A 25,765-nucleotide genomic window follows, 5' to 3' on the forward strand; every position below is an offset into this window, starting at 1 on the left:
ACCCCGCACCGCTGGCTCACGCGGACCTGCGTTACCCGGAGGGTTACGCCGTCAAGCTGCGTGGCCTGACCACTTTGCAGGAGGGCCAGAAGGCCCCTGTGATCAAGAAACCCGTCGTTGCCAAACCGGTGGCTGCGCACAACGCACCGGCCAACAACAAACCTTCGTCTTCAACCAGATAAATCCACACACACCATGGCCAAGGAATACAAGGATCTGGTCGTCGGGCTGGACATCGGCACCGCCAAAGTGATGGCGGTCGTGGCCGAGGTCATGCCGGGCGGTGACCTGCGCCTGGCGGGGCTGGGCGTGGCGCCCAGCCACGGCCTCAAGCGCGGCGTGGTCGTCAACATCGACGCCACCGTGCAGTCCATTCAGCAAGCCTTGAAAGAGGCCGAACTGATGGCCGACTGCAAGATCAGCCGTGTGTGGACGGGCATCACCGGCAGCCACATCCGTGGTCAGAACAGCACGGGCATGGTCATCGTGCGGGACAAGGAAGTGGCGCCCATCGACGTGCAGCGTGTGGTGGAAACAGCGAAGGCGATCAACATCCCCAATGATCAACGCCTATTGCTTGTTGAGCCTCAAGAGTTCATCATTGACGGCCATGAAGTCAAAGAGCCGATCGGCATGAGCGGCGGACGTCTGGAGGTGAAGGTCCACATCGTGACCGGAGCCCAAAGCGCTGCCGAGAACATCGTCAAGTGCGTTCGCCGCTGCGGCTTGGAGGCCGAACAGCTGGTCCTCAATCCCTCTGCTTCTTCTGCAGCAGTCCTCACCGAAGACGAGAAGTCGCTCGGTGTGGCCATGGTGGACATCGGCGCAGGCACCACAGACGTCTCCATCTTCACCGATGGCTCGGTGCGCCACACCGCCGTGATCCCCATCGCCGGTGACCTCATCACCAGCGACATCGCGATGGCCCTGCGCACACCGACGAAGGACGCCGAAGATATCAAGGTGGACTTCGGCGTGGCCAAGCAACTGCTGGCCGACCCCAACGAACAAGTCGAAGTGCCCGGTCTGGGTGACCGCGCACCGCGCATGCTCTCGCGTCAGGCACTGGCTGGCGTGATCGAGCCGCGTGTCGAAGAAATCTTCTCGCTGGTCCACCAGGTGATCCGCGAGTCCGGGTATGAAGAGTTGCTGTCTTCCGGCATCGTGCTGACAGGCGGCTCGGCGGTGATGCCGGGCATGGTCGAGCTGGCCGAAGACATCTTCTTGAAGCCTGTGCGCAAGGGCACGCCCTTGTACTCAGGCGCACTGCACGACATGGTGGCCAGCCCTCGCTCGGCCACCGTCATGGGCTTGCTCGAAGAGGCAAGACTCGCGCGCATGCGCGGGATGAAAGCGGCGCAACAAGCAGGGTCCGTACAGACCTTGTTCGGTCGCGTACGCGATTGGTTTGTAGGCAATTTTTAAGCGCCTAACTTGGTACGATTTTCAATTGGCAACTGCTTGATTAATAAAAGAGGTACGACATGGCAATCGAGATGATCGACAACTTCGATATGGGCACACAGATCAAGGTGATCGGTGTGGGGGGCGGCGGCGGCAACGCGGTCGAGCACATGATCTCGCAAGGCGTGCAAGGCGTGCAGTTCATCTGCGCCAACACCGACTCGCAAGCTCTGCTGCGCTCCAGCGCCGAGATGCAACTGCAACTGGGCAACTCCGGCCTGGGCGCGGGCGCCAAACCTGAAGCCGGCAAGGCGGCGGCTGAAGAAGCCACCGACCAGATCCGTGCTGCGCTGGACGGCGCCCACATGGTGTTCATCACCGCCGGCATGGGCGGTGGTACCGGCACCGGTGCGGCCCCCGTGATCGCACGCGTGGCCAAGGAGATGGGCATCCTGACCGTGGGTGTGGTGACCAAGCCTTTCGAATTCGAAGGCAACCGCCGCATGAAGCAGGCTGACACCGGCTTGAACGAACTCGAAGCCAATGTCGACTCGCTGATCGTGGTGCTCAACGAGAAGCTGCTGGAAGTGCTGGGTGACGACGTCACGCAGGAAGAAGCTTTCGGCAAGGCCAATGACGTGCTGAAGAACGCCGTGGGTGGCATCTCCGACATCATCCACATCCCCGGTCTGGTGAACGTCGACTTCGAAGACGTCAAGACCGTGATGAGCGAGCCTGGCAAGGCCATGATGGGCACTGCCACCGCTGGCGGCCCGGACCGTGCCACCAAGGCTGCCGAAGCCGCTGTGGCCTGCCCGCTGCTGGAAGGCATCGACCTGTCCGGCGCCCGTGGCGTGCTGGTGCTGATCGCTGCAGGCAAGTCCAGCTTCAAGCTGAGCGAGTCGCGCAATGCCATGAACACCATCCGTCGTTATGCCGCTGAAGATGCACACGTCATCTACGGTACGGCCTACGACGAGAGCCTGGGTGATGCCCTGCGCGTGACCGTGATCGCCACCGGCCTGTGCGGCTCCAAGCGCCAGCAAGCCCCGATGACCGTGGTCCACAGCGCACCGCAGACGCAAGTCTTCCAACGCACCGGCACCGACAACATCCCCGTGCTGACCCAGCCGATCGGCCATGCAGGCCACGCGCAAGGTCTGGCTGGCGGCATGGGTGGCATGGGCCACGCCAGCGCTGGCGGCAACGACTTCAGCGGCCTGAACACGCCCAGCGTGTGGCGCAGTGGTCGCACGCAAGCGGCAGCCAAGGTGGACGCCCTGGCCAGCAACGGCATGGATGAAATCGAGATCCCGGCTTTCCTGCGCAAGCAGGCTGACTGATAGCCTGAAGCTGGCCTGATCAGCCAGCGCGTACCGTTGCCAAGATTTTTCCCCCCGCACCCTCAGGTGCGGGGGGCTTTTGGCGTTCCAGCGGGAAGGATGTGCCAGGCAATTGCGCAATACTTTGGTGCGGCAAATGCATTGCCGTATATAGCCTGAATACCCATCACAACCTGCATCAGAGAGTCATGTACCCATTTCAAGCCACCACCAAAGTGATGTCCGCCATCTTGATGGCACTCGTGATCAGCGGCTGCGCCACCTCGCAGAAGATGAGCAGCGAGGACAAGCAAAAGATCAAGTCCACGCAGATCAGCCAGTCGGTCGACAAGGGCCAGGTCTTCTTGTTGACGCCCGGCGGTTCGTCTGCTGGTTTGATGTTTGGCGCAGCTGGCGCACTGGCCACGTCCGGCTCACAGGCAAACGAGCAAACGACTTTTTTGGACTACTTGAAGAGAAACGACATCTCCATCGAGAAGATCGTCCAGCAGGAGTTTGAATCCGCGCTGCGTGCCTCAGGCAAGTTGGCCGTCGTCAGCGCCCCGGATGCCAGCGTTCCGACCATCAAGTTGTCCATTCCCCAGTATGGCTTTGGCGTCACCCACCTGCTCAGCTCCAACGTCGTGCCGGTTTTGCAGATCAAGGGTGAAATGATCGATGCCTCATCCGGCAAGGTGGTGTGGAGCGCCAGCGACCGGATGCTGCCCTCCATTGCCAGCCCCATGGACGCCATGGAGTGGAAGCAACTGGCCGGCGACCCCAAGCAGGTCGAAGAACAACTGCGCAAGGCGTCGAAGTACCTCTCCAACAAGCTCGTTCAGTCGCTCTGACACGGGTGGGCTGAGTAGCCAGACCCCGCTTGATGCGGGGCCTGGATCGCTTGGGAAAGGGCGGCTCCATGGAGCCCGCCGTCAGGCGCGCCGGGCAATCTGGTGCGCAGGCTGCATCAGTTCGTAGCCCTGCTCGCCCAGTGCATACAAGGCGTCTTCGACCTTGTCCACATCGAAACCCTCACGCTTGAGCTCCACCTTGCGGTGCTTGAAGGTGGCGGTGATCTCGTGCTCGTCACGCACGCGGATGAACAACGGCACGGCGTACTTCGGCAGGGCCTTGTGCAAGGCCTGGGCCAACGCCACGCCATCGAGCGCGCCCTTGCTGTGATCCCAGCGGATGGCGGCCATGCCGGCGCGGCCATCTGCCCCGGGCACTTCCACGCCATACACCACGGCTTCTTCGATGCCCTCGATGCAGCCCAGTGCGGCTTCGACTTCGGTGGTGGCCACGTTCTCGCCTTTCCAGCGGAAGGTATCGCCCACACGGTCGACAAAGCCGATGTGGCCAAAGCCCATGTCGCGGATCAGGTCGCCGGTGTTGAACCAGGCATCACCTGGCTTGAACACGTTGCGGAAGACCTTGGCCTCGGTGGCCTTGCTGTCTGTGTAGCCGTCCAGCGGCGCCTTGTCGGTGATCTCGGTCAGCAGCAGGCCGCACTCGCCCTTGGCCACCTTGCGCATCGTGCCGGCATTCTTGCCCTCGGCCTGGCGCACCGGCACCTCGTTTTCCACATCGAAGGCCACGATGGCGTAGGGCAGGGGGCAGTAACCGGCCGTGCCCTGGAAGTTGAACGCGTTGACGAAGGCGAGGTTGCATTCGCTGGCGGTGTAGAACTCGGCGATGTGGTCGATGCCAAAGCGTTGCTGGAAGGTCTCCCAGATGTCCGGGCGCAGGCCGTTGCCGATGATGGCGCGCACACCATGGGTCTGGTCGCTTGCACGCGCGGGCTGGTTGAGCAGGTAGCGGCACAGCTCGCCGATGTAGCAAAAGGCCGTGGCCTTGTTGGCGCGGATCTCGTCCCAGAAACGCGATGCGCTGAACTTGCGGCTCAGGGCCATGCAGGCACCCGCCCCTACCACCGCGCTCCACGACACCGTCAGGGCGTTGTTGTGGTACATGGGCAGCGGGCAGTAGAGCACGTCATCTGACTTGAGGCGCAGGCCCAGCTGGCCCAGGCCCGCCATGCAGCGGTGCCAGCGGTAGTGCGTCATCACCGAGGCCTTGGGCATGCCCGTGGTGCCGGAGGTGAAGATGTGAAAGCAAGGCTGGCGCAAGGTGATGCGCTCGGTCTGCGGCGGGTTGCTGCTGTCGGCCTTGAGCGTGCGGCGGCGCAGGCTGTCGGTGCCCGCGGGCGCGGCGGCATCCCCCTCCCACCACCATTGGGCGCCCAGTTCGGCGCGGGTGGCGGGGGGCAGGCTCTCGAAGGCCTCGACGCATTCTTCACCAAAGATCACGACCTTGGGTTTCGTGATGCGCAGGCTGTGGGCCAGCGGGTCGCCGCGTTGCTGGTTGTTGAGCAATGTGGCGATGGCGCCCAGTTTGACGATGCCCAGCACGCAGGCCAGCAACTCGGCGCGGTTTTCCATCAGCACGCCCACCGCGTCGCCCTGGCGGATGCCGGCGGCTTCCAGGCTGTGCGCGATCTGGTTGGCCCAGATGTTGAACTGCGCGTAGCTCCAGGTGCGGCCTTCAAAAACCAGGGCGGGTTGATCAGGCTGGCTGGCCGCCAGTTGCGCGAAGCGCAATCCGATCGAGCCGATCTGGTCTGGCTTGAGGGTCACCAGGTTCCACAGCCCCTTGGCGACGTGGGGCAAGGCGGGTGCGGTGCGTGCAACAGCACCCATCCACTGCAGGAGATTGATCGTTTGGCTGGCCATCCGACCAGTCTAGTGCGCGCAGCCCATTCATGGGAAGCGTCAGACGCACATCTGGCGACAGCAAGGAAACAATGGCGTCAAAACCCCCCGAGAACCAGGGCCTCGGTGCGGGCCTGGGCGATGGCCTGGCCAATGGCTTCGCCGCGCAGGCCGCGTTGTTGCGCTGCAGCAGAGACCTCGGCCGTCTGCACGGCCAGCGCGATGTCCAGCGCCAGGCTCAAGCGTTCGGCTTGGGGGTAGGGCTCGTCCTGCAGGCCCAGCCGGCCGCGTGCATCGCATTCGCAGGCTTGCAGGATCTCGCGAAAGCGTTGCGGCTTGCGAAACGCGTCGCAGCGCTCCAACAGGCGCAGCACGGCGGGGGCATTGAGGGCGTCGCTGCGGTGCACATTGCCATGCTCGCGGGCCACCACGTCGGCCAGCTCACGGCAGTCCACAGGCACACGCAGGCGCTCGTTGACTTGCTTGAGCAGCAACGCGCTGCGGCCTTCATGGCCCAGATGCCGGGGCAGCACATCGGGTGGCGTGGTGCCTTTGCCCAGGTCGTGGCCCAGGCAGGCATAACGCACGGCCAGCGAGGTGTGCAGGCGGGCGCTCATGTCCATCACCATCATCAGGTGCACGCCGGTGTCGACCTCGGGGTGGTAGTCGGCGCGTTGCGGCACGCCCCACAAGCGGTCGACCTCGGGCAGCAGGCGGGCCAGGGCGCCGCAGTCGCGCAGCACCTCGAACATGCGCGAGGGCTTGTCTTCCATCAGGCCGCGGGCGAGTTCCTGCCACACGCGTTCGGCCACCAGGTGGTCCACCTCGCCTGCTTCCACCATCTTGCGCATCAGCACCACGGTGTCTTCGGCCACACCGAAGTCATGAAAGCGCGCGGCAAAGCGGGCCAGACGCAGGATGCGCACGGGGTCTTCGGCAAAGGCGGGCGACACGTGGCGCAGCACGCGCTCGCGCAGGTCACGCTGGCCGCCGTAGGGGTCGATGACGTGGCCGTCGTCGTCCTGGGCCATGGCGTTGATGGTGAGGTCACGCCGGGCCAGGTCTTCTTCCAGGGTGACATCCGGTGAGGCGTGGACCTGGAAGCCATGGTAGCCGTGGCCGCTCTTGCGCTCGGTGCGGGCCAGGGCGTATTCCTCCTTGGTCTGCGGGTGCAGGAAAACGGGAAAGTCCTTGCCGACGGGCATGTAGCCCAGTGCGCCCATGGCTTGCGGCGTGCTGCCCACCACGACCCAGTCCCGGTCGCCGGATGGGCGCCCCAGCAAGCGGTCGCGGACCGCACCACCAACGAGGTAAGTTTTCATCAGGGTGAGTTTAGTGAGCTTCGTGGTGCATCAGGGGCCGGCGTGTTGCTGCTTTGGTGCAGTAAAGCGGGCAAGGCGCTGGTATGCAATATGCATGGATCCAGCCAGTGTCTTGTTGGTTTTACTTGCAGGAGAGAGTCATGAAACGCACAGCAGTATCTTTGGGCCTGGCGCTGGCCGTCACGGCAACGGGGGCCCTGGCCGACGAGGTGTCGGGCAGTTTTGTCGGTTCATCGCCGGCCTACATGACGGGATTTGCCTCGGATGCGGGCGTGTTGACGGCCTCGGTCCTGTCCTCATTCACGGGCAAGGCCGGCTACGACATTTTCTCGGTCCAGATCGACGGCGCCACCGTGGCAGACCTGTTGCCCGGTCTGGATGACTACTATTACTTCTCGGCCCCGGTGCTCAGTGGCTTTCACACCGTCGCGGTGTTCGGCAAGTCGTATGGCGGCAGCTTTGTGGGCAGCTACGACGTGACGGCGGTGCCAGAGCCCTCAGCCGAGGCCATGGCGCTGGTCGGCATGCTGCTGGTGGGCAGCGTGGCGCGTCGCCGCCTGGGTGGATCGCCCAGGGGCGGTTGATCTGGCTGGACGGGCTGGCCTGGGTCAGCCCGGCGTGCCTGTGCGCTTGAGCGCGGCCAGTGCCACGAACTCGGCCACGGGCACTTCTTCGGCGCGGCGCTGCAGATCGAAGTCGGTGTTGATGCCGTTCTGTTCGATCCAGGCGCCCAGCGTGTTGCGCAGGATCTTGCGGCGCTGCGAGAAGGCCACGGCCACCATTTCTTCCAGCACGTGCGGGTCCACATCCGGGGGCTGGGCCAGCGGCACCATGCGCACCACAGCCGAGTTCACCTTGGGCGGTGGGTCGAACGATTCCGGCGGGACATCGACCACGCACTCCATGTCGTAGCGCCATTGCAGCATCACGCTCAGGCGCCCGAAGTCCTTGTTGCCGGGCGTGGCCACCATGCGGTCGACGACCTCTTTTTGCAGCATGAAGTGCTGATCCTCCACCTGCGAGGCCCAGGGCAGCAGGTGGAACAGGATGGGGCTGGAGATGTTGTAGGGCAGGTTGCCGATGACGCGCAGCTTTTGCCCACGCTCTTGCGCAATCTGGCCGAAGTCCACCTTGAGCACGTCGGACTCGATGACCGTCAACTCAGGGCGCTTGCGCAGGCGGGCTGCCAGGTCGCGGTCGAGTTCGACCACGGTGAGGTGCTCGCAGCGCTCGACCACCGGGTTGGTCAAGGCACCCAGGCCCGGGCCGATCTCGATGAGCGCCTGACCGGGCTTGGGCGAGATGGCGCGCACGATCTCGTCGATGACACCCAGGTCCACCAGGAAGTTCTGGCCAAAGCGCTTGCGGGCGATGTGCCCGCCGCCACCTTGCACCGCCCGCTTGCCATGAGGCTTGGCAGGGCGTGAAGACGAGGGGCGATCAGAGGGGCGGTCAGGGCGCATCACGCATTTCAATGTAGGCGGCTGCGCGCAACTCGCGGGCCCATTCTTCGTAGGTGGGCTCGAAACGGCGTTCACGCAGCACCGAGCGGGCGGCTTCGCGCTTTTGCTGCTCGTTGAGCTGCACTTCGCGGCGCTCGATCAGCTGGATCAGGTGCACGCCATAGCGGCTCACCACCGGCTCGGAGATCTGGCCGGGTTGCAATGCGGTCAGAGCCTTTTCGAACTCGGGCACGAACTGGCCGGGCGCGGCCCAGCCCAGGTCGCCACCGCGTGCGCCGCTGCCGTCTTCAGAGTACTGGCGGGCCATTTGCGCGAAGCTGGTCTGGCCGCCCACGATCTGCTTGCGGATCTCCAGCATGCGGTCGATCTGCTCGCGCACGGCTTGCTGCGGGTTGGTGCGCAGCAGGATGTGGCGGGCGCGTTGCTGTGTGTAGGTGGCCTGGGCGCTGTTTTCGCGCTCGATCAGCTTGATGATGTGAAAACCCGCGTTGGAGCGCACCACCGGCGCCACCTGGCCGACCTTGAGCTTGGCCGTGGTAGCCACGAAGAGCTCGGGCAGGCGGCTGGCTTCGCGCAGCCCCAGGGCGCCGCCCTGGTCACGCGTGCCGGTGTCGGCCGAGAACTCCTTGGCCAATTGGGCGAAGTTCGCGCCTTGCGCAGCGCGCTCCTGGATGCCCTGGGCCTTGGTCATCAAGGTAGCGACCTGGGCTTGGGTGGCCTTTTCGGGCACGGCGATCAGGATGTGGGCCACGTTGAGCGCCACTTCCGATTGCGCCGTCGGGTCTTCCTTCATGAAGGCGCTGAGTTCGTCTTCGCTGATCTGGATGCGGCTGTTGACCTCGCGCTCGCGCAGGCGCTGCAGCAGCAACTGTTCTCGCAGGCTGTTGCGGTAACGCTGGAAGTCCAGGCCGTCGGCTTGCATGCGGGCACGCAGGTCCACCAGGGTCATCTGGTTCTGCGCGGCGATGTTCTCGATGGCGCCGTCGACTTCGGCGTCAGAGATGTCCATGCCGATGGTCCTGGCATACGAGACTTGCACCTTCTCGTCAATCAGGGCGTCGAGCACCTGCTTGCGCAGCTCTTCGACGGGGGGCAGGCGGGTGCCGGCCGGTGCCGTGTCGGTGATGCGGGCCACCCGCTTGTCGACTTCGGTGTGGGTGATGGGCTCCTGATTGACCACGGCCAGGATGTAGTCGGACGTGGTCTGCATGCCGGCGATCTTGAGCTCGGTGCTCAGGTTGCGGGAGCCCGGGATGCGCGGCGTGACAGTGGGCGATTGCTTGAACTGGGCCCAGGCAGGCGCCGTTGTGCTGACCAACAGGCTCAGGCACAGGCCATGCACCAGGGCGCTGAAGGTGCTGACGGCGCGTGGCTGGCGTGCGGCGGGGCGATGCGCACGGTGGGTCAGTGGTGTGTGATCAGTCATCTGTCATGAATGGCGAAGAGCCGGTTGAAGGCGCAGCCTTGCTGTCGTCGTGCAGCAACTGGTAGCCAGGGATATTGTCCTTCAAGGCGCGCAGCGGGTTGGAGCCCAGGCTGATGCGCGACAGGCCGGCGAGTTCGAGCTGGAACATGATGCGCGTGCTGGCCTGGGCTCGGCCCACGGACACGCGCTCGGCCACCACGCGGCCAATCCAGCAGCCCGCATCGTATTCGACGCCCAGCAGCGAGTCGGTCAGGCGGCTGTCGCGCAGGCTGTAGCTCATGCGGCCCACGCTGTACCAGGTGCCACCACAGGCGTTGCTGTTGATGGCGCGTTTGCCGGTGAGGTTGAGCGGGTCGGCCACGGCCTGGTCACGCACCTGGGCGCTGGAGGGCACGGGGCCGGCCAGCGGCCATTGCCAGCCCAGGTCCAGCTGTTCGCTGGCCTCGCGGGTGTAGCGGTAGGCCGCACCCACGGTGCGCCAGGGCCCGGGCGAGTAACGCACACCCAGCAGGCCGCGCGACATGGCGTGGTTCTGGGCATTGAACTGCATGGAGCCGTCCAGGTTCCAGTGGGGGATCACCGAGGCCGAGCCCAGCAGCAGCAGGTCGGACAGGCGTTGCGTGATGGGCTCGGGCCCGTCCGGGTTGATGCGCTGGTCGGCCAGCAGCAGTTTTTGCACGACGCCCAGGCGCAGGGCTTCGTTGCCGGTGCGGTCGTCCAGCAGGCGCGAGGTCACGCCCACGGTGACCTGGTTGGCGTCGGAGATGCGGTCGCCGCCCGTGAAGGCGTTTTCGCTGTAGATGGCGTACTGGTTGAAGTCGCGTGGGGCGCTGTCAAACAGGGGCAGCAGGCTTTGATCGCTGTAGGGCGTGCGCACGTACTGGATGCGCGGCTCCAGGGTCTGGGTCAGGTCACGGTTGAACAGGTGGACGGGGCGTTCCATGGTCAGCCCCGAGTCCAGACTGAAGGTCGGCAGCACGCGTGTGGCGCTGCGGCTGCCGTTGGCCATGGCCTGGTCCAGGTCGTAGCTGGTGGCGTTGAGGCTGACCTTGGGCGTCAGGTTCAGGCCGCCCAGGTTGAAGGTCTGGCCCAGCTGGCCGACGGCATTGAGCCGGTTGCCGGTGGGCTTGGTGGTGTCCTGGTTGGTGAAGCGGTTGAATTCACCTTTCAGGGACCAGACCATGCCGGTGTCATTGCCGCTGCGGCTGCGCAGGCCCATCTGGGGCTCGCGGCGGTAAGGCGTGTCGATCCTGCTCAAGGCAGGGTCGGCCAGCGGGTCCAGGTCGCGCAGGGTCTGCCAGGTCTGCACGCCGCCGTACAGCGTGGTCTGGCTGTTGCCCAGGCCCCAGTTGCGCGCGTTCAGCTGGCGCTCGATGGTGGCGTGGCTGTCGTACAGACGCGGGGTCAGAGACGGCAGGCCGTGCGGGAAGTCCTTCCAGTAGTCGTCGTCCGACACGCGCAGCCACTTCAGCTCGTAGTTGGTCTGCGCCAGCACATTGCCGTCGTTGAAGTTGCCCTTGTGCCCGAAGTCCACCAGGCCGCGCGAGCGCATGGCCACGCGGTCATCGGGCAGGCCCACGACGCGCAGCGTGCCTTCATCTTGCGGGGTCAGGTAGCGGTACTCGGCATCCAGGCCCGCACCACGTCGCACGGACAGGGTGGGCGCCAGCGTCATGTCCTTGTCCGGCGCGATGTTCCAGTAATACGGTGCAGACAGCTCGAAGCCGCTCTTGCTGTCGAAGTCGAAGCTGGGCGGCAGCCAGCCGGACTTGCGCGCGTCATTGAGCGGGAAGGTCAAGGTGGGTGCGGCCAGGATGGGCACGCCCTTGAACCAGATCACCGCGCTGTCGGCCTTGCCTTCGTTCGCATCGAAGTCCAGGTAGATGCGGCTGGTCTTGAGTGACCAGTCTGGCTCGCCCGGGCTGCCGTCGGCCGTATTGGCCGGTGTGCAGCTGCTGTAGGTGGTCTTGGTGGCGCGCAGGCGGTTGGCACCCAGGAACTCGACCAGTTCGGCATCCCCACCGGCGCGGGTGCGTGCAAACCAGAAGTGCGGGCGGATGAACTCGCCCTCCAGGGTGTCGAGCTTGAGCATCAGCTCGGGCCCGCTGAAGATGTTGTTGTTGCGCGTGATGACGACGTGGCCCAGCGCGCGCGCGGTGTTGTCAGCTTGCGTGTGGGTGAGTTCGTCGGCGCGCACGGTGAGGTCGCCCTGGCGCAGGCGCACGGAGCCGGTGGCGCGGGTGCGCGTGCCGGACTCGCCTTCCAGGTTGTCGGCCTCGAAGAACAGGGGCAGCTTGCCGTTGTGCAGGTCGGCTTGCGGGGCCGGCAGCGTGAAGCTGAAGCGCAAGGGGGGCGCCAGCGTCGACGTGGGTATCGTGGGGGTGTCGGGGGCGGGGCCGGCCACGCTGAGGCCGCGGTCATCGGCCTGGACGAGGCCGGGCCAGCCGATCTGGGCCACGGCCAAGCCGGCGGCGACGGCGACAGGGGTCCAGCGCAGGCGCGGCGCGGCAAGGGCGGGGCGGCGGGGCATGGAGGAGGTGGGGCGGGCCAGTTGAGGAGTCACGGAGGAAGGGGCACAGAGGGCAGGGGTTGCCACGGAAGACATGTCGCAGTCGCAGTGAGGGGGGCTGCGGCATGGGCCTTCGTCACGGGGAGCCAGCCTTGCCTAAAATCGACGCATTATTTCATGTCGGCGCCGTTTGCCGACTTCCACGGATCAGTCCCCTCATGACCACAGCTTCTTCTTCTGCCATCCACTGGACCGACGAGGCCCGCCAGCAGGCATTTGCCGCCTGGCTGGCTTCGGTGGCGCCCGCGCACGGCCTCCAGCCCGAGACGGTGCGCTCGGCCAGCGCCGACGCCAGCTTCCGGCGCTATTTCCGGGTGGATGCGCTGAAAGAGGGGGGCAAGGGCAGCTTCATCATCATGGATGCCCCGCCCGACAAGGAAGACTGCCGCCCCTTCGTGGCTGTGGACCGCTTGCTGGATGCCGGTGGTGTCAACGTGCCGCACATCCTGAGCTGGGACGAGCCCCAGGGCTTCATGCTGCTGAGCGACCTGGGCGAGCACACCTTGCTGGCCACCCTGGAGGCGACCGACTACGAGCACGCGCCCGGGTCTGCCAACCGTGCCCGCTATCAGGCCGCCATCGATGAACTGGTGCGCCTGCAAGGCGTGGCGCAAGGCGAGGGTGCCCAGGCCATGCCGCCGTATGACGATGCCCTGCTGCAGCGCGAGCTGGACCTCTTCCCCGATTGGTACATCAGCAAGCTGCGCGGGCAGGTGCTGACCGAGCCGCAGCAAACCCAGCTGGCGCAGGCATTTGCCCTGATCAAGTCCCAGGTCTTGAGCCAGCCCACCGTGCTGGTGCACCGTGATTACCACTCGCGCAACCTCATGGCACACCCGGCCGACCCTCATGCCCGCCCTGGTGTGATCGATTTTCAGGATGCGGTATGGGGCCCGGTCACCTATGACCTGGTTTCGCTGCTGCGCGATGCCTACGTGATCTGGGACGAGGACATCCAGCTCGATTACGCCGTGCGCTACTGGGAACGCGCCCGCAAGGGGGGCCTACCCGTGCCGGCCGATTTCGGCGAGTTCTGGCGCGATTTTGAATGGATGGGCCTGCAGCGCCACCTCAAGGTGCTGGGCATTTTTGCCCGCCTGGCCCTGCGGGACGGCAAGCGCCAGTACCTGGACGACATCCCCCGTGTCTGGACTTACGCCCACCGCGTGGCCTCGCGCTACCAGGGCCTGGGCCCGCTGGCGCGCCTGCTGGAGCAGTGCGAGGCGGCCCACGGCGGCACCCAGACGCAGGTCGGATACACCTTCTGATTCTTCCCCCTTAATTAAATTGCGCAAAAATGCAGCAACAGGCGGATAATCCGCTACCGATGAATTCGAATACCTCCCTTGCGGCTGAACTTGCCGATATCGCCGCCGTCCTGCCAGACGCCACGCCCGAAGACCTTCCAGCGCGGTTCGACACCTTGCCGCTGGATCCCAAACTGCTGCGGGCCATCGACTACCCGACGATGACGCCGATCCAGGCCAAGGCCATCCCCTTGGTGCTGGCCGGCCGTGACGTCATGGGCGCCGCGCAGACCGGCACCGGCAAGACCGCCGCCTTCTCCATCCCGCTGCTTCAGAAAATGATGAAGCACGAGAACGCCAGCATGTCGCCGGCCCGCCACCCCGTGCGTGCCATCGTGCTGGCGCCCACGCGTGAGCTGGCCGTGCAGGTGGCGGACAACGTCAAGAAGTACGCGAGCAAATCCAATCTGCGTTCGGCCGTCGTGTTCGGCGGCATGAACATGAAAGAGCAGACGCTGGAGCTCAAGGCCGGCGTCGAGGTGCTGATCGCCACCCCGGGTCGCCTGATCGACCACATCGAAGCCAAGAATTGCAACCTCTCGCAAGTCGAGTACGTGGTGCTGGACGAGGCCGACCGCATGCTGGACATCGGCTTCCTGCCGGACCTGCAGCGCATCCTGAGCTACCTGCCCAAGCAGCGCCAGACCCTGCTGTTCTCGGCCACCTTCTCGCCCGAGATCAAGAAGCTGGCGCAAAGCTATCTGCAGAACCCGATCCTGGTCGAAGTGGCCCGCCCCAACCAGACGGCCACCAACGTCGAGCAGCGTTTCTACAAGGTCGATGACGACGCCAAGCGCCACGTGATCCGCCAGATCCTGCGCGACCGCGGCATCACGCAAAGCATCGTCTTCGTGAACTCCAAGCTGGGCGCCGCCCGCCTGGCGCGCACGTTCGAGCGCGATGGCCTGCGCACCACGGCCCTGCACGGCGACAAATCGCAAGAAGAGCGCATGAAGGCCCTGGCTGCCTTCAAGTCCGGCGAGATGGACCTGCTGGTGGCCACCGACGTGGCCGCGCGCGGCATCGACATCGCGGCCCTGCCTGCGGTGTTCAACTTCGACATCCCCTTCAACGCCGAAGACTATGTGCACCGCATTGGCCGTACCGGTCGTGCTGGCGCCAGCGGTCTGGCCGTGTCCCTGGTGACGGGCTCGGATGCTCGCCTGATGGCCGACATCGAGAAGCTGATCAAGAAGAAGATCGATGTCGAGCCTTTCGAGCTCGAGGGCGGTCGTGGTGGTGACCGTGGTGGTGACCGTGGCGGTGAACGTGGCGGTGAACGTGGTGCTTACCGCCGTGAACGCCGCAGCGAGGATGGGGACGCGCGCTCTGATGTGGGTGCAGCACCTTCATCGGGTGGCCGTGAGCCGCGTGAAGCACGCGAGCACCGCGAGCCTTCGCGCTCGATGCGCCCCGCACCGCGTCGCCCGTCCGACCCCTTCTTCGACAAGCCTTACGAGCCTGATCCGTCTGCCGACCCGGTCTGGGAAGACAAGACGGCCGCGGCAACGCCCTCCAGCAGTGGCACGGGCCTGTCGCGCTTCATCAAGCCCAAGCGCAAGGTCGCGGCCTTGCTGGGTGGTTCGGGCACGACGCGTCGTTAAGTCACATTGGTGGCCCAACCCGGCCGCCAGACCTCGCCGCGAAGGTTGGCCTCGTCAAGGCTTTGCGGTTCAGCGCGATCAGCGGGCCGCCCGTTCAGGCTCAGGCCGCTGCCTGCTGGCCGCCGTTGGCCACGGCCACGGTGATGCTGTTGACGGCAGCCAGCCGCTGCTGACGCCACACCGAAGGCGAGGCGCCGTATTCGCGCTTGAAGGCCTGGCTGAATGCCGCCTCGGACGAATATCCCACCAGATCGGCGATCTTGCTGATCGACAAACCCGACCCGCTCAACTGCCTGGCTGCCAGCCGCATGCGGTGGCGCGTCAGGTAGGTCAAAGGGGGCTCGCCCAGCGTCTGGGTGAAGCGGTCGGCAAAGGCCGAGCGTGACAGGCAGGCCTGTTGCGCCAGCTCCGGCACCGTCCAGTTGCGGCGCGGGTCGCGGTGCATGTGGGCCAGCGCATTGGACAAGGCGCGGTCCTTGAGGGCGGCCAGCCAGTTGCCCGAGCCCTCCGGCACGGACTCGACATAGTCCCGGATGCACTCCATGAAGAGGATGTCACCCAGGCGGTTGATGATGGCCTGCTGGGCCGGGCGTGGGGCTGCGACTTCCTGAGCCAGGAACTGCAGGCCGATGGCCAGCCACAAGGGCGGCGCTTCGCCCAGGCCACGCACATGCATCAAGGCGGGCAGGGCGGCAATCAGTGGTGCGGCCATGTCCACGTCAAAACGGGCGTGCCCGCTGATCAGGTCGCATTTGGGCTCGCCTTGCCCACCGTGCCGCTGGGGCTCCAGCTCGGACTCGGCCATATGGGGCAGCAGGTCTTGCGCCACGGCCATGGTCTGGGGCTTGTCCTGGATCTGATGCTTGCCGCCGGCCGGCAGCACGATCAGGTCACCGGTCTGCACCAGCACGGGCTCTTCGCCCTCGCGCAGCAACCAGGCCTGTCCGCTGGTGACCATGTGGAAAGCCGCCAGGCCGGGTGTTGCCAGACGCCACGCCCAAGGTGTCGAGTTGTGCGTGGACGCGAACACGACACCGTCAAAGTGCATGTCGTCCAAAATCAGGCTGAGGCTATCCATATTTGCTCAGGATGCCATGAAAGGCCAGTCATGGCCGTTGCCGAAAATCCGTGGTTCAGGTGTCAAACGCCGGGAATGTGCGTTCTTTGACAAACCTCGGGTAAACACGGATTGGGGTGCGGCGTATCGCGATGGTCGAACGGTCTTTTGCCCCTTCCTGATCCATGTCAAATTCAAGACACTGGCTGCACTTGAAGGAGATTGAACATGTCCAACGCCAGCATCATGGCCCCCGTACAGAAATGGGCCGACCCGAAACGATACCTGTGGCTGCTCGGGCCGGCCGTGCCCCTGATCGGCATCGTCATGCTGGGGGTGTTCATGCAGACCAAGGCCGTGTGGACCTTGTGGTTCGTGGTGGGCCTGGTGCACGTGATCCTGCCGATGCTGGACTGGCTCTTTGGCGAGGACGCCGAGAACCCGCCCGACAGCGCCCTGCAAGGCCTGGAAAACGACCGCTACTACAGCTGGGTGCTGTACGCCTTCGTGCCGCTGCAACTGGCCGTGACCGTGTTTGGAGCCTGGCTGGCCGTCACCTCCGATCTGCCCTGGTACCACCTGGTTGGCCTGGCGCTCAGCGTGGGCATGGTCAACGGCATCGCCATCAACACGGCGCATGAGCTGGGCCACAAGAAGTCCAAGTTCGACCGATGGATGGCCCGCATCTCGCTGGCGCCCACGTTCTACGGCCACTTCTATGTCGAGCACAACCGCGGCCACCACAAGAACGTGGCCACGCCGGAGGACCCCGCCAGCTCGCGCTTTGGCGAATCTTTCTGGGTCTTCCTGCCCCGCACCGTGTTCGGTAGCCTGCGTTCGGCCTGGCACCTCGAAGCCGAGCGCCTGGCTCGCCAAGGCAAGGGCGTGTGGAGCCTGGACAACGAGAACCTGCAGTCCTGGGGCATGTCGGTTGTGCTGTTCGCGGTGGTGCTGGCCGTGCTGGGCTGGGCTGCCTTGCCTTTCCTGATCATCCAGGCCATCTATGGCTTCCATCTGCTGGAGGTGGTGAACTACCTGGAGCACTATGGCCTGTGCCGCCGCAAGAAGGCCGATGGCCGTTATGAGCGCTGCGAGCCCGAGCACTCGTGGAACAGCAACCACATGGTGACCAACCTGTTCCTGTACCACCTGCAGCGCCACAGCGATCACCACGCCAACCCGACCCGCAAGTACCAGGCCCTGCGCCACTTCGAGCACAGCCCTCAGCTGCCCTCTGGTTACGCCGGCATGATCACCCTGGCTTACTTCCCGCCCATCTGGTATGCGCTGATGAACAAGCGTGTGTTGGCCCACTACAAGGGTGACATGAGCCGCATCAACATGTACGAGCCCCGTCGCGCCGAGCTGACGGCCCGTTATGCCGAGCAGGCGCGTGAACTGGCGCGCCAGGCCTGATCTGATAGAAAAGCAGCTGGCGCCAGAATAGATCAACAGGCGCCGGCCACCGAGGAGACATTTTGATGAAATACCGCTGCCCGAACTGCGGATACGTGTACGACGAAACCAAGGGCGAGCCCCATGAGGGCTTCAAGCCCGGCACCCCCTGGACGCTGATCCCCGACGACTGGGCCTGCCCCGAGTGCGCCGTGCGCGACAAGGTGGACTTCGAAGCCGAAGAGGCGGCCTGATGGCCCTGGGCGCTGCGGCGTCCTTGCCACGCGCTACAGTGGGGGCTGCTGAAACTGGCCGCCCACCATGTCCCGCGACGAATTCCCTTTGACCCTGCCCCCTGATGAAGCCGACCCTGCTGTGTCGGCTTCTGGCGTTTCGGCGCCAGAGGGGGGCGAGCCGCAACGGCATGGTCTGCAGGATCAGGCCTTTCTGAGCGCCTTGCGCACCCAGATGATCAAGTTTGCCCAGTTGCATCTGGGGGATCGCCACCTGGCAGAGGATGCGGTGCAGGAGGCCCTGGCCGGCGCCTGGAGCGGCGCGCAGCGCTTTGGCGGGCGTGCGGCCATCAAGACCTGGGTGTTCGCCATCCTCAAGAACAAGGTGGCCGACCTGCTGCGCCACAAGCAGCGCATGGTGGACGCCAGCAGCCTCATGAAAGACGACGAAGAGCAGGCCATGTCGGACCTGTTCGACGAGCGTGGCCACTGGCTGCAAGACAGCAAGCCCACCGCCTGGCATTGCCCCGAAGCCAGCCTGGAGCAGCAGCAGTTCTGGGCCGTGCTGGAAGTCTGCCTGGACGGCATGCCGCCTGCGCAGGCCCGCGTGTTCATGATGCGCGAGTTCATGGGCTTCGAGTCCGACGAGATCTGCAGCACCGTGAACGTCAGCAGCAGCAACCTGTTTGTGCTCTTGCACCGTGCCCGACTGCGCCTGCGCGAGTGCCTGAACCAGCGCTGGTTTGCGCAGGCCGCCTGAAGTTGAGGAGCACCCCAAGATGTTGAAACTCAACTGCGAACAAGCCACCCGCATGATGTCCGAGTCGCAGGAGCGCAAGCTGGGCACCACCGAGCGCACGGTCTTGCGCATGCACACCTGGATCTGCTCGGGGTGCCGCAACTTTGGCGGCCAACTGGGTTTCATCCGCCAGGCCATGAAGGGCTTCGCGGCGCACGCGGACGATGGTGACGATGCGGCAGGCGGTGGGGGCAAGCGCCCGCCGCCCGGTGGCGTTTAAGCGGGGTATGCGCCATGGGGCGCGCGTGGTGTAAGAAACCGCCGCTGGCGTCGACCAATGGACATCTGTGCCACTTTTCGAGGCTTGCACCATGTCCACCACCCACTCATCCCTTTCTGCCGCAGCGGCCTCATCTGACGCTGCTGCCCCTTCCCTGCGCCAGCGCCTGATCGGGCTGGCCCAAGGCTGGTTGCGATTCGAGGCCTGGCCCCAGGCCCTGGCCTTGTTGGCTGCGCGCCTGTACCTGTTCGACGTGTTCTTCCGCTCGGGCCTGACCAAAGTACGGGACTGGGATGCCACCTTGTTCCTGTTCAACGAGGAGTACCACGTGCCCGTCTTGCCACCCGAGCTGGCTGCCTGGATGGGCACGGGCGGCGAGTTGGGCTTTTCGGTGTTGCTGGCACTGGGGCTGGTGACGCGGCCTGCTGCCGTCGGCCTGTTCTTCGTCAACGCCATGGCCGTGATCAGCTACCCGGATCTGGCGCCCGCGGCCTTGAAGGACCACCACCTGTGGGGCGTGCTGGCCACGGCGCTGGCGGTGTTCGGTGCGGGCCGCCTGTCGATGGATGCGCTGGTGTGGCGGCGCTGGTTGAAGAAGGCTGGTTGAGCGGGGCATGACGCACTAAGATGCCCGCATGAAAAAATCCATCATCACATTCGGGGTTGGTCTGCTGGCAGTCTGGAGCTTGACCGCTTGTTCCACGCAACAGGCGTACAACGCTGGCCAGGCCTGGCGTCAGAACCAGTGCAATGCGCTGACGAACATGGACGACCGCCGGCGCTGCATGAACGAGGCTGGTCAGCCCCACGACAGTTATCAAAAGAGCGTGGACGACATCAACAAGAAGTGATGCCCTTGTTGCCTTGATCGGGGATCAGGGCAGCTCGGCCCCGCCCATGCGCGCAGCGATCGTGCTGGATCGGCTCATGATATAGCCCGAGCGGGGCTGCTGCTCGAAGCGCTTGGGCGCAGGCAGCATCACGGCCAAGCGGGCGGCCTGTATGGGGCTCAGCTGCGATGCTTCCACCTGGAAGTAATGGCGCGAGGCAGCCTGGGCGCCAAACACGCCTTCACCCCATTCCACATTGTTCAGGTAGACGGTGAGGATGCGTTCCTTGCCCAGCAGGCCTTCGAGCATGAAGGTGATGATGAACTCTTCGCCCTTGCGCAGGAAGTTGCGCTCGCTGCTCAGGAACAGGTTCTTGGCGAGCTGCTGCGTGATGGTCGAGCCGCCGATGATCTTGGGTGTGGCGCTGGTGGCGGCCGTGGGTGGTGGCGGTACAGCGCGGCCGCGTGCCTTGGCGCGGGCCACGGCACGGTCATAGCGGTCCTGGGCCTGCTGGCGCACGCGTTCGGCTTTGGCCTGGGCCTGGCTGTTCTTCTTCCAGGCGTTCTGCAGTGCATCCCATTCGACACCGTAGTGGTCCACGAAGTTGCCGTCTTCCGAGGCGATCACGGCGCGCTTGAGGTTGTCGGAGATGGCGTCATAAGGGCGCCAGGTCTGGGTCCAGGTGATGCGGCCTTGCTCGCGTACCAGCCGCGCCATCTCGCTGCGCTGGAAGGTGGTGGATTGCGGGGCGACCACACGCATCAGGCCGATGCGCGCAGCGAAGTACAGCTGCAGGCTCAGGCCGCTGAGGATCAACAGGACGACGATTCGCCAGACTGCACGCATCGATGGGCTCTTGCTAAATGGGCTGAACGATCAGGACTCAATGAGGCTGGGCCGCGTCAACGAGCGCACGCATGTGGGCCAGCACCGGCGTGGTATCAGGGCGCACGCCGCGCCACAAGGCAAAGGCCTCGGCGGCTTGTTCCACCAGCATGCCCAGGCCATCGCGTGGGGTGGCACCATGGGCGCGGGCCCAATCCAGGAAGGCCTGCGCGGCGGGGCCGTACATCATGTCCAGCGCCAAAGTGCCGGCCTTGAGCACCTGAGCGCCAACCGGCACGCCGCTGCCGGCCAGGCTGGCAGCCGTGCCGTTGATGAACACGTCGAACCCCTCACCGGGGTTTTGCAGGCCACAGGCACTGAGCTGGACGCCGTGTTGGGCGGCCCAGCCGGCATGACGGGCCACGATGGCCTGCGCCTTGTCCACGGTGCGGTTGGCCATGACGATCTCGGCGGGGCGGGCCTCGATCAGGGGGCCCAGCACGCCGGCGCTGGCGCCACCGGCACCCAGCAGCAGCACGCGCTTGCCCGTCAGCGGCATGCCCGCATTGAGGGTGATGTCGCGCACCAGGCCGATGCCATCGGTGTTGTCGGCCAGCCAGCCGCCATCGGTGTCCGCGTCAAAGCGCAGGGTGTTGGCGGCCTGGGCCAGCTCGGCCCGGGGCGTGCGGCGTGCGGCCAGCTCGAAAGCCTCGAACTTGAAGGGCACGGTCACGTTGCAGCCTTTGGCACCGCCTGCGGCAAAGGCCCGGATGTGGGCCTTGAAGTCATCCAGCGGGCACAGCAGGCGGCCGTAGTCCACGGCCTGGCCGGTCTGCTGGGCGAACAGGGCGTGGATCAGGGGCGAGCGGCTGTGTTCAACCGGGTTGCCGGCCACGGCGTAGCGGTCTGCGGTGGTCATGTGGGGTCTTGCGATCAGGCGCCGCTCAGGGCGCGGCCGGTGCGGTGGTCTGGGTAGGGGCAGGCGCCTGGGTGGTGGCCTGCATGCCCGCCTCACGCGTGAAACGAAAGCGCGATGAGATCAGCAGCAGGTCGCGCCCGGCGATCACTTCAGACGGCACGGCGCCAAAGGGGCCGGCGTTCATCACGATGGCGCGGGCGCGCTTGTCGAGCTGTTTGCTGCGCGAGGGCTGGGTGATGATGGCGTCCACCACCTTACCCTGGCGGTCGAGCCAGACTTCCATCACCAACTCGCCATACAGCTTCTGGCCACCCTGCGTGGGGAAGTGCTCGGTGCCGGCGCGTTCCACCAGGGTGCGGAACTGGCTGTAGTACAGCGCGTCAGCCGACTTCAGGGTGGCGGGGCTGATGTAGCGCTTCTTGGGGCGCTCGTTTTCTTCGCGGATGCGCTTTTCGATTTCGGCCAGCAGCTTGGTCAGCTGGCGGCGGCGTTCTTCGTCGGCGCGGTTTTGCTCGGTTTCGGCCTTGGCACGCGGCTGGGGCGGGGGCAGGGCCGACAGCTCGCTTTTGACCTGGGTGAGCAGTTGCTGCTGTTCCTGCTGCATCTGCTCGATCATGCGGGCCGTCTGCTCCATGGCGTCGCCGGTTTCGGCTTCGGGCGAGGGTGGCAGGGGCGAGGTGGCGCGGCCGGTGCTCTCGCCGCCACCGGCCAGGTTCTGCTGTGCCAGGGCCTGGGCCTTGTCGGGCGCGGCTTCGCTGCCGGCGTTGACCAGGATGACCTCCAGCGGCGTGTCCTTGAAGGTGCGGTTGAAGCCTTCAGGGTCCACCAGGCGGAAGCTGAACAGGCCGATGTGCAACAGCGCCGACACCCCCAGGCAGATCTGCAGGAGGCTCAAGGATTTCCACAGTGATCGAAGGCGTTGCAGCATCCGCGTAGAGGGGCGATGGAGAGGGCTGGTCTGGCGATCAGGCGGTCGGGGCATCCCCTGTGGGGGCGTCGGCATCCTTCACGTCGATGGCCAGGGTCAGTGGTCCTGCATTGTCCAGCACCTCGTCGTCCTCGCCACCTTCCGATTCACCCTGATCCGCAGCAGCTGTGGCTTCATCGAGACGCGCCACCACGCTGGCGTGCACGTCCAGGGTCAGCTCGTCCACCCCGGTGACGCGCACGCGCACCTTGGCGTGGCGGGGCAGGTTGTCCGCACCGATGGCCTTGAAGACCAGGGGCAGGGTGTCGGCGCGCACCAGGCCGTTGACCATGACGGCGCAGTCCAGCTCGGTGAGGCCTTGCTGGCCCAGGTACTTGAGCGTCCAGTAGCGCTCCAGGCTGGACTGGAAGCCGTTGTAGGCGCTGTAGGCCGTGTCGAAGTTGCTGATGATGGCAAACAGCTCGGCGTCCTTGGGTTTGAAGGGCGCGGCCAGGGCGGCGGTGCGGCCGTTTTTGGCACAGGCCACGATCTGCCACTGGTTGACCAGGTCCACATAGCGGCGCAGCGGCGAGGTGGCCCAGGTGTACTGCGCCACGCCCATGCCGGCGTGCGGCGCGGGCTTGGTGCTCATGCGCACCTTGATGCCCGGCTGCAGGCTGGCCTGGCTGCGGTAGATGCCGGGCACGCCCAGCTCGGCCAGCCAGCCACCCCAGGTGCTGTTGGCCAGGATCATGGCCTCGGCCACGATCAAATCAAGTGCGGAACCGCGGGCGCGCGTGCCGATCACGACCTGCTCTTGCCCGGTGGGCTCGATGCCGTCGCTCATGGTGTTTTCGCCATTGGGGCCGAGCAGTTTGAAGCTGTAGTCCGGGCGGTTGAAGGTCTCGGGCTTGCCACGCACGATTTCGCGCTGGGCCTTCAGATGCTTGGCCAGGCGGAAGGCAAAGGCCAGCTCGGGTGCGAAGGCGTAGTCGGCCGGGGCCTCGCCGCTCAAGGTGGTGTCGGTGATGACGCCATCGAGCTTGTCGTGACGCAGGTTGGCCACGATGGGCACGCGCTCCAGCCTGGTCTCGCTGCTTTTGACTGCAAGCGTGGCTTCGTCAAACGTGACGTACAGCGACACGGCAGGGCAGTCGCGGCCTTCGATCAGCGTGTAGGTCTGCACGACGTCGTCGGGCAGCATGGTGATCTTGTGGCCGGGCATGTAGACCGTGGACATGCGGTTGCGCGCCAGGTTGTCCACGGGTGTGCCGGGGGCAATGGCCAGGCTGGGTGCCGCGATGTGGATGCCATAGGTGACGGTGCCGCTGCCCAGGCCTTGCACGGACAGCGCGTCGTCGATCTCGGTGGTCATCGAGTCGTCGATCGAGAAGGCCTTGACGGCCGCCAGAGGCAACTCGTCCTTGATCGGGGGCGCGTCCAGGGGTGGGAAACCGGTGCCCTTGGGGAAGTACTCGAACAGGAAGCGCTTGAAGTGGAACTGGTAGGGGCTGTCGATGGCGCCAGCGTCCTTGAGCAGGTCCAGCGGGGCGCGTTGCGTGGCCTTGGCAGCGTCCACCACGGCCTTGTATTCGGGGCCGTTCTTGTCCGGCTTGAACAGGATCTTGTAGAGCTGGTCCTTGATGGGCTGCGGACAGGTGCCGGCGGCCAGGTCGGTGGCCCATTGTGCGATCTGCAAGGCCAGCTGTTTCTTGCGCTCGATGGCGACCAGGGCCTGCTTGAGGATGTCCTCGGGTGCCTTGCGGAAACGGCCCTTGCCACGGCGGTGGAAGTAGTGTGGGGTCTCGAACAGACGCATCAGCATGGCGGCCTGCTGCACGGCGTCCGCATTGGCGCTGAAATATTCCTTGGCCAGCTCGTCGAAGCCGAATTCTTCTTCGGGGGCAACCTCCCAGATCAGGTCCACGTCGATGTCGGCCGCCTGGGCCGCACCCTGCGCCAGGATCTCGGCGGGCGAGGGCTTGGCGAACTTGATCAGCACGTTGGCGGCTTTCACCTTCACGCGCTTGCCCGAATCCAGCTCGATCTGCATCGAACTGTCGGCTTCGGACATCACACGGCCGGCGTGGAACTTACCGGCATCGTCAAAAAGGGCAAACATCGAATGGGGGCTCTGTGGGGGCTTTTGGGGAATCAGGGCGTGATTGTCCCATTTTGTCGCTGGGGCTTGCGTCAGGGGGTGACAAGGGCTTTGGGATGCGGCATCGTGGGCGCCATGGATCTGCCCCGCCTGATCGACACCCCCCGTCTGCACCTGCGGGACATGCGCCCTGGCGATGCCGAGGATGTGTTCGCTTCTTACGGCCGTGACCCGGCCGTTTTGCGCTATCTGCAATGGGCGCCACACGAATCGGCCGATGACAGCCGGCGGCAGATCGCCTATGACATCCACCGCAGGTTGAAGCGCAGTGCCTGGGTCTGGGGCTTGACGCGCCAGGCGCCACACGCGCAGGCCGGGCGGGTGTTCGGGCAGATCGAATTGCTGCCCATGAGCTTTCCGTCGGAGCAGGCTCACCACCTGCGTTTGGGTTATCTGATGGCGGCCAGCCATTGGGGTCAGGGCTTGATGGCGGAGGCGGGGCGAGCGGTGCTGGATGCCGCGTTTGGCGTGGACCAGGTCTGGCGTGTGGATGCGCTGTGTGATGTGGCCAATGGGGCCTCGGCCGCGATGCTGGCGCGCATCGGCATGCAGCGCGAGGGGTGCATGCGCCGGGCCTTGTCTCACCCCAATGTGTCGGACCAGCCGCGCGACGCGTGGGTCTATGCCTTGTCGCGCGACGAGTGGCTCAAGCGGATGCCGGCAAACCCAGCCACGACAGCAGCCCGGGCATGTGCTGATCAAAGTCGCTGACCGCGTGGTCGCTGCCTTCCAGCAAGGTCAGGTGGCTGCCCTGGTAACGCGCGCTCATCTCGCGCCAGTCCAGCACCTCGTCACCTTTGGCGATCAGGGCCCAGTAGCGCTCGGGTCGGGTGATGGGGTAGCGGGCCAGGGCCTTGAATTCGTCGATGAACTCGGCGCGGAAGAAGAAGTGGTCCTGCGGGTCGTGGAACGAGGTTTGCTCGCCGATGTAGCGGGCCAGATCACGGGCGGGCTCGATGGCCGGGTTGATCACGGCCGCGCGGCAGCCACGGTGCTCGGCCAGCACGGTGGCGTAAAAGCCGCCCAGGGATGAGCCCAGCACGACCATGGTGTCGGCGGGCCATGAGGCGGTGATCTGCTGCATCAATGACCAGGCCTGGGCGGGCGAGGGGGGCAGTTGAGGGCAGGACCAGGTCAGGCCCGCGCCTTGCGCATTGAGTTGGGCGATGTGCTGCGCCAGCATCTGCGCCTTGAAGGACTTGGGCGATGAACGGAAGCCGTGCAGGTAAAGCAGATGGGTGGTCGTGGCCATGGCAGGAATCTTGGTGTTTGCACGCAAGGTTGCGCGCCG

General features: G+C 65.3%; 24 protein-coding genes and 1 pseudogene. 14 read left to right on the forward strand and 11 right to left on the reverse strand.

What is annotated here, in order from left to right:
* From HY019_RS17510 to HY019_RS17525, 4 genes and pseudogenes are all read left to right on the forward strand, one after another.
* Positions 1–182 (forward strand): annotated as a pseudogene (locus tag HY019_RS17510) (hypothetical protein); the annotation flags it as partial.
* 13 nt (positions 183–195) lie between these two features.
* Positions 196–1,425: a cell division protein FtsA gene (gene ftsA, locus HY019_RS17515; RefSeq protein ID WP_035036455.1), complete on the forward strand. Its 1,230-nt coding sequence runs from the start codon at positions 196–198 to the stop codon at positions 1,423–1,425.
* Between the two features lie 59 nt (positions 1,426–1,484).
* A complete protein-coding gene (gene ftsZ, locus HY019_RS17520) occupies positions 1,485–2,747 on the forward strand; it encodes a cell division protein FtsZ (protein ID WP_290694680.1) in 1,263 nt (420 codons plus the stop codon).
* Between the two features lie 188 nt (positions 2,748–2,935).
* On the forward strand, positions 2,936–3,577 hold the full coding sequence (locus HY019_RS17525; RefSeq protein WP_290694681.1) for a hypothetical protein: 642 nt from the start codon (positions 2,936–2,938) through the stop codon (positions 3,575–3,577).
* Between the two features lie 81 nt (positions 3,578–3,658).
* Here HY019_RS17525 and HY019_RS17530 read toward each other — a convergent pair whose 3' ends face one another.
* Both HY019_RS17530 and HY019_RS17535 read right to left on the reverse strand, forming a co-directional pair.
* A complete protein-coding gene (locus HY019_RS17530) occupies positions 3,659–5,458 on the reverse strand; it encodes a long-chain-acyl-CoA synthetase (protein WP_290694682.1) in 1,800 nt (599 codons plus the stop codon).
* A 77-nt stretch (positions 5,459–5,535) separates the two neighbouring features.
* Positions 5,536–6,759, reverse strand: a complete 1,224-nt coding sequence (locus HY019_RS17535; protein ID WP_290694683.1) for a multifunctional CCA addition/repair protein — start codon at positions 6,757–6,759, stop codon at positions 5,536–5,538.
* A 140-nt stretch (positions 6,760–6,899) separates the two neighbouring features.
* Here HY019_RS17535 and HY019_RS17540 point away from each other — a divergent pair, with 140 nt between their 5' ends.
* A complete protein-coding gene (locus HY019_RS17540; RefSeq protein WP_290694684.1) occupies positions 6,900–7,343 on the forward strand; it encodes an FxDxF family PEP-CTERM protein in 444 nt (147 codons plus the stop codon).
* A 24-nt stretch (positions 7,344–7,367) separates the two neighbouring features.
* On the opposite strand, the gene rsmA is transcribed toward HY019_RS17540, so the two are convergent.
* The 3 genes from rsmA to lptD are packed head-to-tail and all read right to left on the reverse strand — an operon-like array spanning position 7,368 to position 12,178.
* Entirely contained in the window at positions 7,368–8,222 is an 855-nt protein-coding gene (rsmA, locus tag HY019_RS17545) for a 16S rRNA (adenine(1518)-N(6)/adenine(1519)-N(6))-dimethyltransferase RsmA (protein WP_290694685.1), read from the reverse strand.
* Positions 8,212–9,648 carry a peptidylprolyl isomerase gene (locus HY019_RS17550; protein WP_290694686.1) on the reverse strand — a complete coding sequence of 479 codons (1,437 nt, stop codon included), beginning with the start codon at positions 9,646–9,648 and terminating at the stop codon, positions 8,212–8,214. The genes rsmA and HY019_RS17550 overlap by 11 nt, the downstream gene beginning before the upstream one ends.
* Complete coding sequence (gene lptD / locus HY019_RS17555) at positions 9,641–12,178, reverse strand: LPS assembly protein LptD (RefSeq protein WP_290694687.1); 2,538 nt, start codon at positions 12,176–12,178, stop codon at positions 9,641–9,643. Before lptD ends, HY019_RS17550 begins: the two co-directional genes overlap by 8 nt.
* Positions 12,179–12,375: 197 nt before the next feature.
* On the opposite strand from lptD, the gene HY019_RS17560 reads away from it, so the two are divergent.
* Both HY019_RS17560 and HY019_RS17565 read left to right on the forward strand, forming a co-directional pair.
* The gene (locus tag HY019_RS17560) at positions 12,376–13,485 is read left to right on the forward strand and encodes a phosphotransferase (protein ID WP_290694688.1); all 1,110 of its coding nucleotides are present in this window, start codon (positions 12,376–12,378) and stop codon (positions 13,483–13,485) included.
* A 59-nt stretch (positions 13,486–13,544) separates the two neighbouring features.
* Positions 13,545–15,128 carry a DEAD/DEAH box helicase gene (locus HY019_RS17565; protein WP_290694689.1) on the forward strand — a complete coding sequence of 528 codons (1,584 nt, stop codon included), beginning with the start codon at positions 13,545–13,547 and terminating at the stop codon, positions 15,126–15,128.
* Positions 15,129–15,228: 100 nt separating this feature from the next.
* Here the strand turns inward: HY019_RS17565 and HY019_RS17570 are convergent, their stop codons facing one another.
* Positions 15,229–16,206 carry an AraC family transcriptional regulator gene (locus HY019_RS17570; protein ID WP_290694690.1) on the reverse strand — a complete coding sequence of 326 codons (978 nt, stop codon included), beginning with the start codon at positions 16,204–16,206 and terminating at the stop codon, positions 15,229–15,231.
* A 207-nt stretch (positions 16,207–16,413) separates the two neighbouring features.
* Between HY019_RS17570 and HY019_RS17575 the strand changes: the two genes are divergently transcribed.
* The 6 genes from HY019_RS17575 (at position 16,414) to HY019_RS17600 (ending at position 19,683) form a co-directional block, all read left to right on the forward strand.
* The gene (locus tag HY019_RS17575) at positions 16,414–17,601 is read left to right on the forward strand and encodes an alkane 1-monooxygenase (protein WP_290694691.1); all 1,188 of its coding nucleotides are present in this window, start codon (positions 16,414–16,416) and stop codon (positions 17,599–17,601) included.
* Between the two features lie 65 nt (positions 17,602–17,666).
* Positions 17,667–17,834, forward strand: a complete 168-nt coding sequence (locus HY019_RS17580) for a rubredoxin (RefSeq protein ID WP_363302788.1) — start codon at positions 17,667–17,669, stop codon at positions 17,832–17,834.
* A gap of 67 nt (positions 17,835–17,901) precedes the next feature.
* On the forward strand, positions 17,902–18,573 hold the full coding sequence (locus HY019_RS17585; protein ID WP_290694693.1) for an RNA polymerase factor sigma-70: 672 nt from the start codon (positions 17,902–17,904) through the stop codon (positions 18,571–18,573).
* Between the two features lie 19 nt (positions 18,574–18,592).
* Positions 18,593–18,832 (forward strand): zf-HC2 domain-containing protein, encoded by a 240-nt coding sequence (locus HY019_RS17590; RefSeq protein WP_290694694.1) that lies wholly within the window; start codon positions 18,593–18,595, stop codon positions 18,830–18,832.
* Between the two features lie 91 nt (positions 18,833–18,923).
* Positions 18,924–19,439 carry a DoxX family protein gene (locus HY019_RS17595; RefSeq protein WP_290694695.1) on the forward strand — a complete coding sequence of 172 codons (516 nt, stop codon included), beginning with the start codon at positions 18,924–18,926 and terminating at the stop codon, positions 19,437–19,439.
* A 28-nt stretch (positions 19,440–19,467) separates the two neighbouring features.
* The gene (locus HY019_RS17600) at positions 19,468–19,683 is read left to right on the forward strand and encodes a hypothetical protein (protein ID WP_290694696.1); all 216 of its coding nucleotides are present in this window, start codon (positions 19,468–19,470) and stop codon (positions 19,681–19,683) included.
* 24 nt (positions 19,684–19,707) lie between these two features.
* Here HY019_RS17600 and HY019_RS17605 read toward each other — a convergent pair whose 3' ends face one another.
* From HY019_RS17605 to HY019_RS17620, 4 genes are all read right to left on the reverse strand, one after another.
* On the reverse strand, positions 19,708–20,508 hold the full coding sequence (locus tag HY019_RS17605) for a transglycosylase domain-containing protein (protein WP_290694697.1): 801 nt from the start codon (positions 20,506–20,508) through the stop codon (positions 19,708–19,710).
* 37 nt (positions 20,509–20,545) lie between these two features.
* A complete protein-coding gene (gene aroE / locus HY019_RS17610; RefSeq protein WP_290694698.1) occupies positions 20,546–21,406 on the reverse strand; it encodes a shikimate dehydrogenase in 861 nt (286 codons plus the stop codon).
* Between the two features lie 25 nt (positions 21,407–21,431).
* Positions 21,432–22,301, reverse strand: a complete 870-nt coding sequence (locus tag HY019_RS17615) for an energy transducer TonB (protein ID WP_363302789.1) — start codon at positions 22,299–22,301, stop codon at positions 21,432–21,434.
* 70 nt (positions 22,302–22,371) lie between these two features.
* Positions 22,372–24,435 (reverse strand): RNB domain-containing ribonuclease, encoded by a 2,064-nt coding sequence (locus HY019_RS17620; RefSeq protein WP_290694700.1) that lies wholly within the window; start codon positions 24,433–24,435, stop codon positions 22,372–22,374.
* 114 nt (positions 24,436–24,549) lie between these two features.
* Here HY019_RS17620 and HY019_RS17625 point away from each other — a divergent pair, with 114 nt between their 5' ends.
* Entirely contained in the window at positions 24,550–25,185 is a 636-nt protein-coding gene (locus HY019_RS17625; protein ID WP_290694701.1) for a GNAT family protein, read from the forward strand.
* Here the strand turns inward: HY019_RS17625 and HY019_RS17630 are convergent.
* Complete coding sequence (locus HY019_RS17630) at positions 25,121–25,726, reverse strand: YqiA/YcfP family alpha/beta fold hydrolase (RefSeq protein WP_290694702.1); 606 nt, start codon at positions 25,724–25,726, stop codon at positions 25,121–25,123. The genes HY019_RS17625 and HY019_RS17630 overlap by 65 nt on opposite strands.
* Positions 25,727–25,765 lie beyond the last annotated feature (39 nt).

This window comes from Aquabacterium sp., from assembly GCF_016195855.1.
GTDB lineage: Bacteria > Pseudomonadota > Gammaproteobacteria > Burkholderiales > Burkholderiaceae_C > Aquabacterium.

Bases quoted from the DNA above. Each gene is read 5' to 3' on its own strand.
- ftsA (WP_035036455.1), top strand. From the start codon at position 196: ATGGCCAAGGAATACAAGGATCTGGTCGTCGGGCTGGACATCGGCACC.
- ftsZ (WP_290694680.1), top strand. From the start codon at position 1,485: ATGGCAATCGAGATGATCGACAACTTCGATATGGGCACACAGATCAAG.
- HY019_RS17525 (WP_290694681.1), top strand. From the start codon at position 2,936: ATGTACCCATTTCAAGCCACCACCAAAGTGATGTCCGCCATCTTGATG.
- HY019_RS17530 (WP_290694682.1), bottom strand. From the start codon at position 5,458: ATGGCCAGCCAAACGATCAATCTCCTGCAGTGGATGGGTGCTGTTGCA.
- HY019_RS17535 (WP_290694683.1), bottom strand. From the start codon at position 6,759: ATGAAAACTTACCTCGTTGGTGGTGCGGTCCGCGACCGCTTGCTGGGG.
- HY019_RS17540 (WP_290694684.1), top strand. From the start codon at position 6,900: ATGAAACGCACAGCAGTATCTTTGGGCCTGGCGCTGGCCGTCACGGCA.
- rsmA (WP_290694685.1), bottom strand. From the start codon at position 8,222: ATGCGCCCTGACCGCCCCTCTGATCGCCCCTCGTCTTCACGCCCTGCC.
- HY019_RS17550 (WP_290694686.1), bottom strand. From the start codon at position 9,648: ATGACTGATCACACACCACTGACCCACCGTGCGCATCGCCCCGCCGCA.
- lptD (WP_290694687.1), bottom strand. From the start codon at position 12,178: ATGCCCCGCCGCCCCGCCCTTGCCGCGCCGCGCCTGCGCTGGACCCCT.
- HY019_RS17560 (WP_290694688.1), top strand. From the start codon at position 12,376: ATGACCACAGCTTCTTCTTCTGCCATCCACTGGACCGACGAGGCCCGC.
- HY019_RS17565 (WP_290694689.1), top strand. From the start codon at position 13,545: ATGAATTCGAATACCTCCCTTGCGGCTGAACTTGCCGATATCGCCGCC.
- HY019_RS17570 (WP_290694690.1), bottom strand. From the start codon at position 16,206: ATGGATAGCCTCAGCCTGATTTTGGACGACATGCACTTTGACGGTGTC.
- HY019_RS17575 (WP_290694691.1), top strand. From the start codon at position 16,414: ATGTCCAACGCCAGCATCATGGCCCCCGTACAGAAATGGGCCGACCCG.
- HY019_RS17580 (WP_363302788.1), top strand. From the start codon at position 17,667: ATGAAATACCGCTGCCCGAACTGCGGATACGTGTACGACGAAACCAAG.
- HY019_RS17585 (WP_290694693.1), top strand. From the start codon at position 17,902: ATGTCCCGCGACGAATTCCCTTTGACCCTGCCCCCTGATGAAGCCGAC.
- HY019_RS17590 (WP_290694694.1), top strand. From the start codon at position 18,593: ATGTTGAAACTCAACTGCGAACAAGCCACCCGCATGATGTCCGAGTCG.
- HY019_RS17595 (WP_290694695.1), top strand. From the start codon at position 18,924: ATGTCCACCACCCACTCATCCCTTTCTGCCGCAGCGGCCTCATCTGAC.
- HY019_RS17600 (WP_290694696.1), top strand. From the start codon at position 19,468: ATGAAAAAATCCATCATCACATTCGGGGTTGGTCTGCTGGCAGTCTGG.
- HY019_RS17605 (WP_290694697.1), bottom strand. From the start codon at position 20,508: ATGCGTGCAGTCTGGCGAATCGTCGTCCTGTTGATCCTCAGCGGCCTG.
- aroE (WP_290694698.1), bottom strand. From the start codon at position 21,406: ATGACCACCGCAGACCGCTACGCCGTGGCCGGCAACCCGGTTGAACAC.
- HY019_RS17620 (WP_290694700.1), bottom strand. From the start codon at position 24,435: ATGTTTGCCCTTTTTGACGATGCCGGTAAGTTCCACGCCGGCCGTGTG.
- HY019_RS17625 (WP_290694701.1), top strand. From the start codon at position 24,550: ATGGATCTGCCCCGCCTGATCGACACCCCCCGTCTGCACCTGCGGGAC.
- HY019_RS17630 (WP_290694702.1), bottom strand. From the start codon at position 25,726: ATGGCCACGACCACCCATCTGCTTTACCTGCACGGCTTCCGTTCATCG.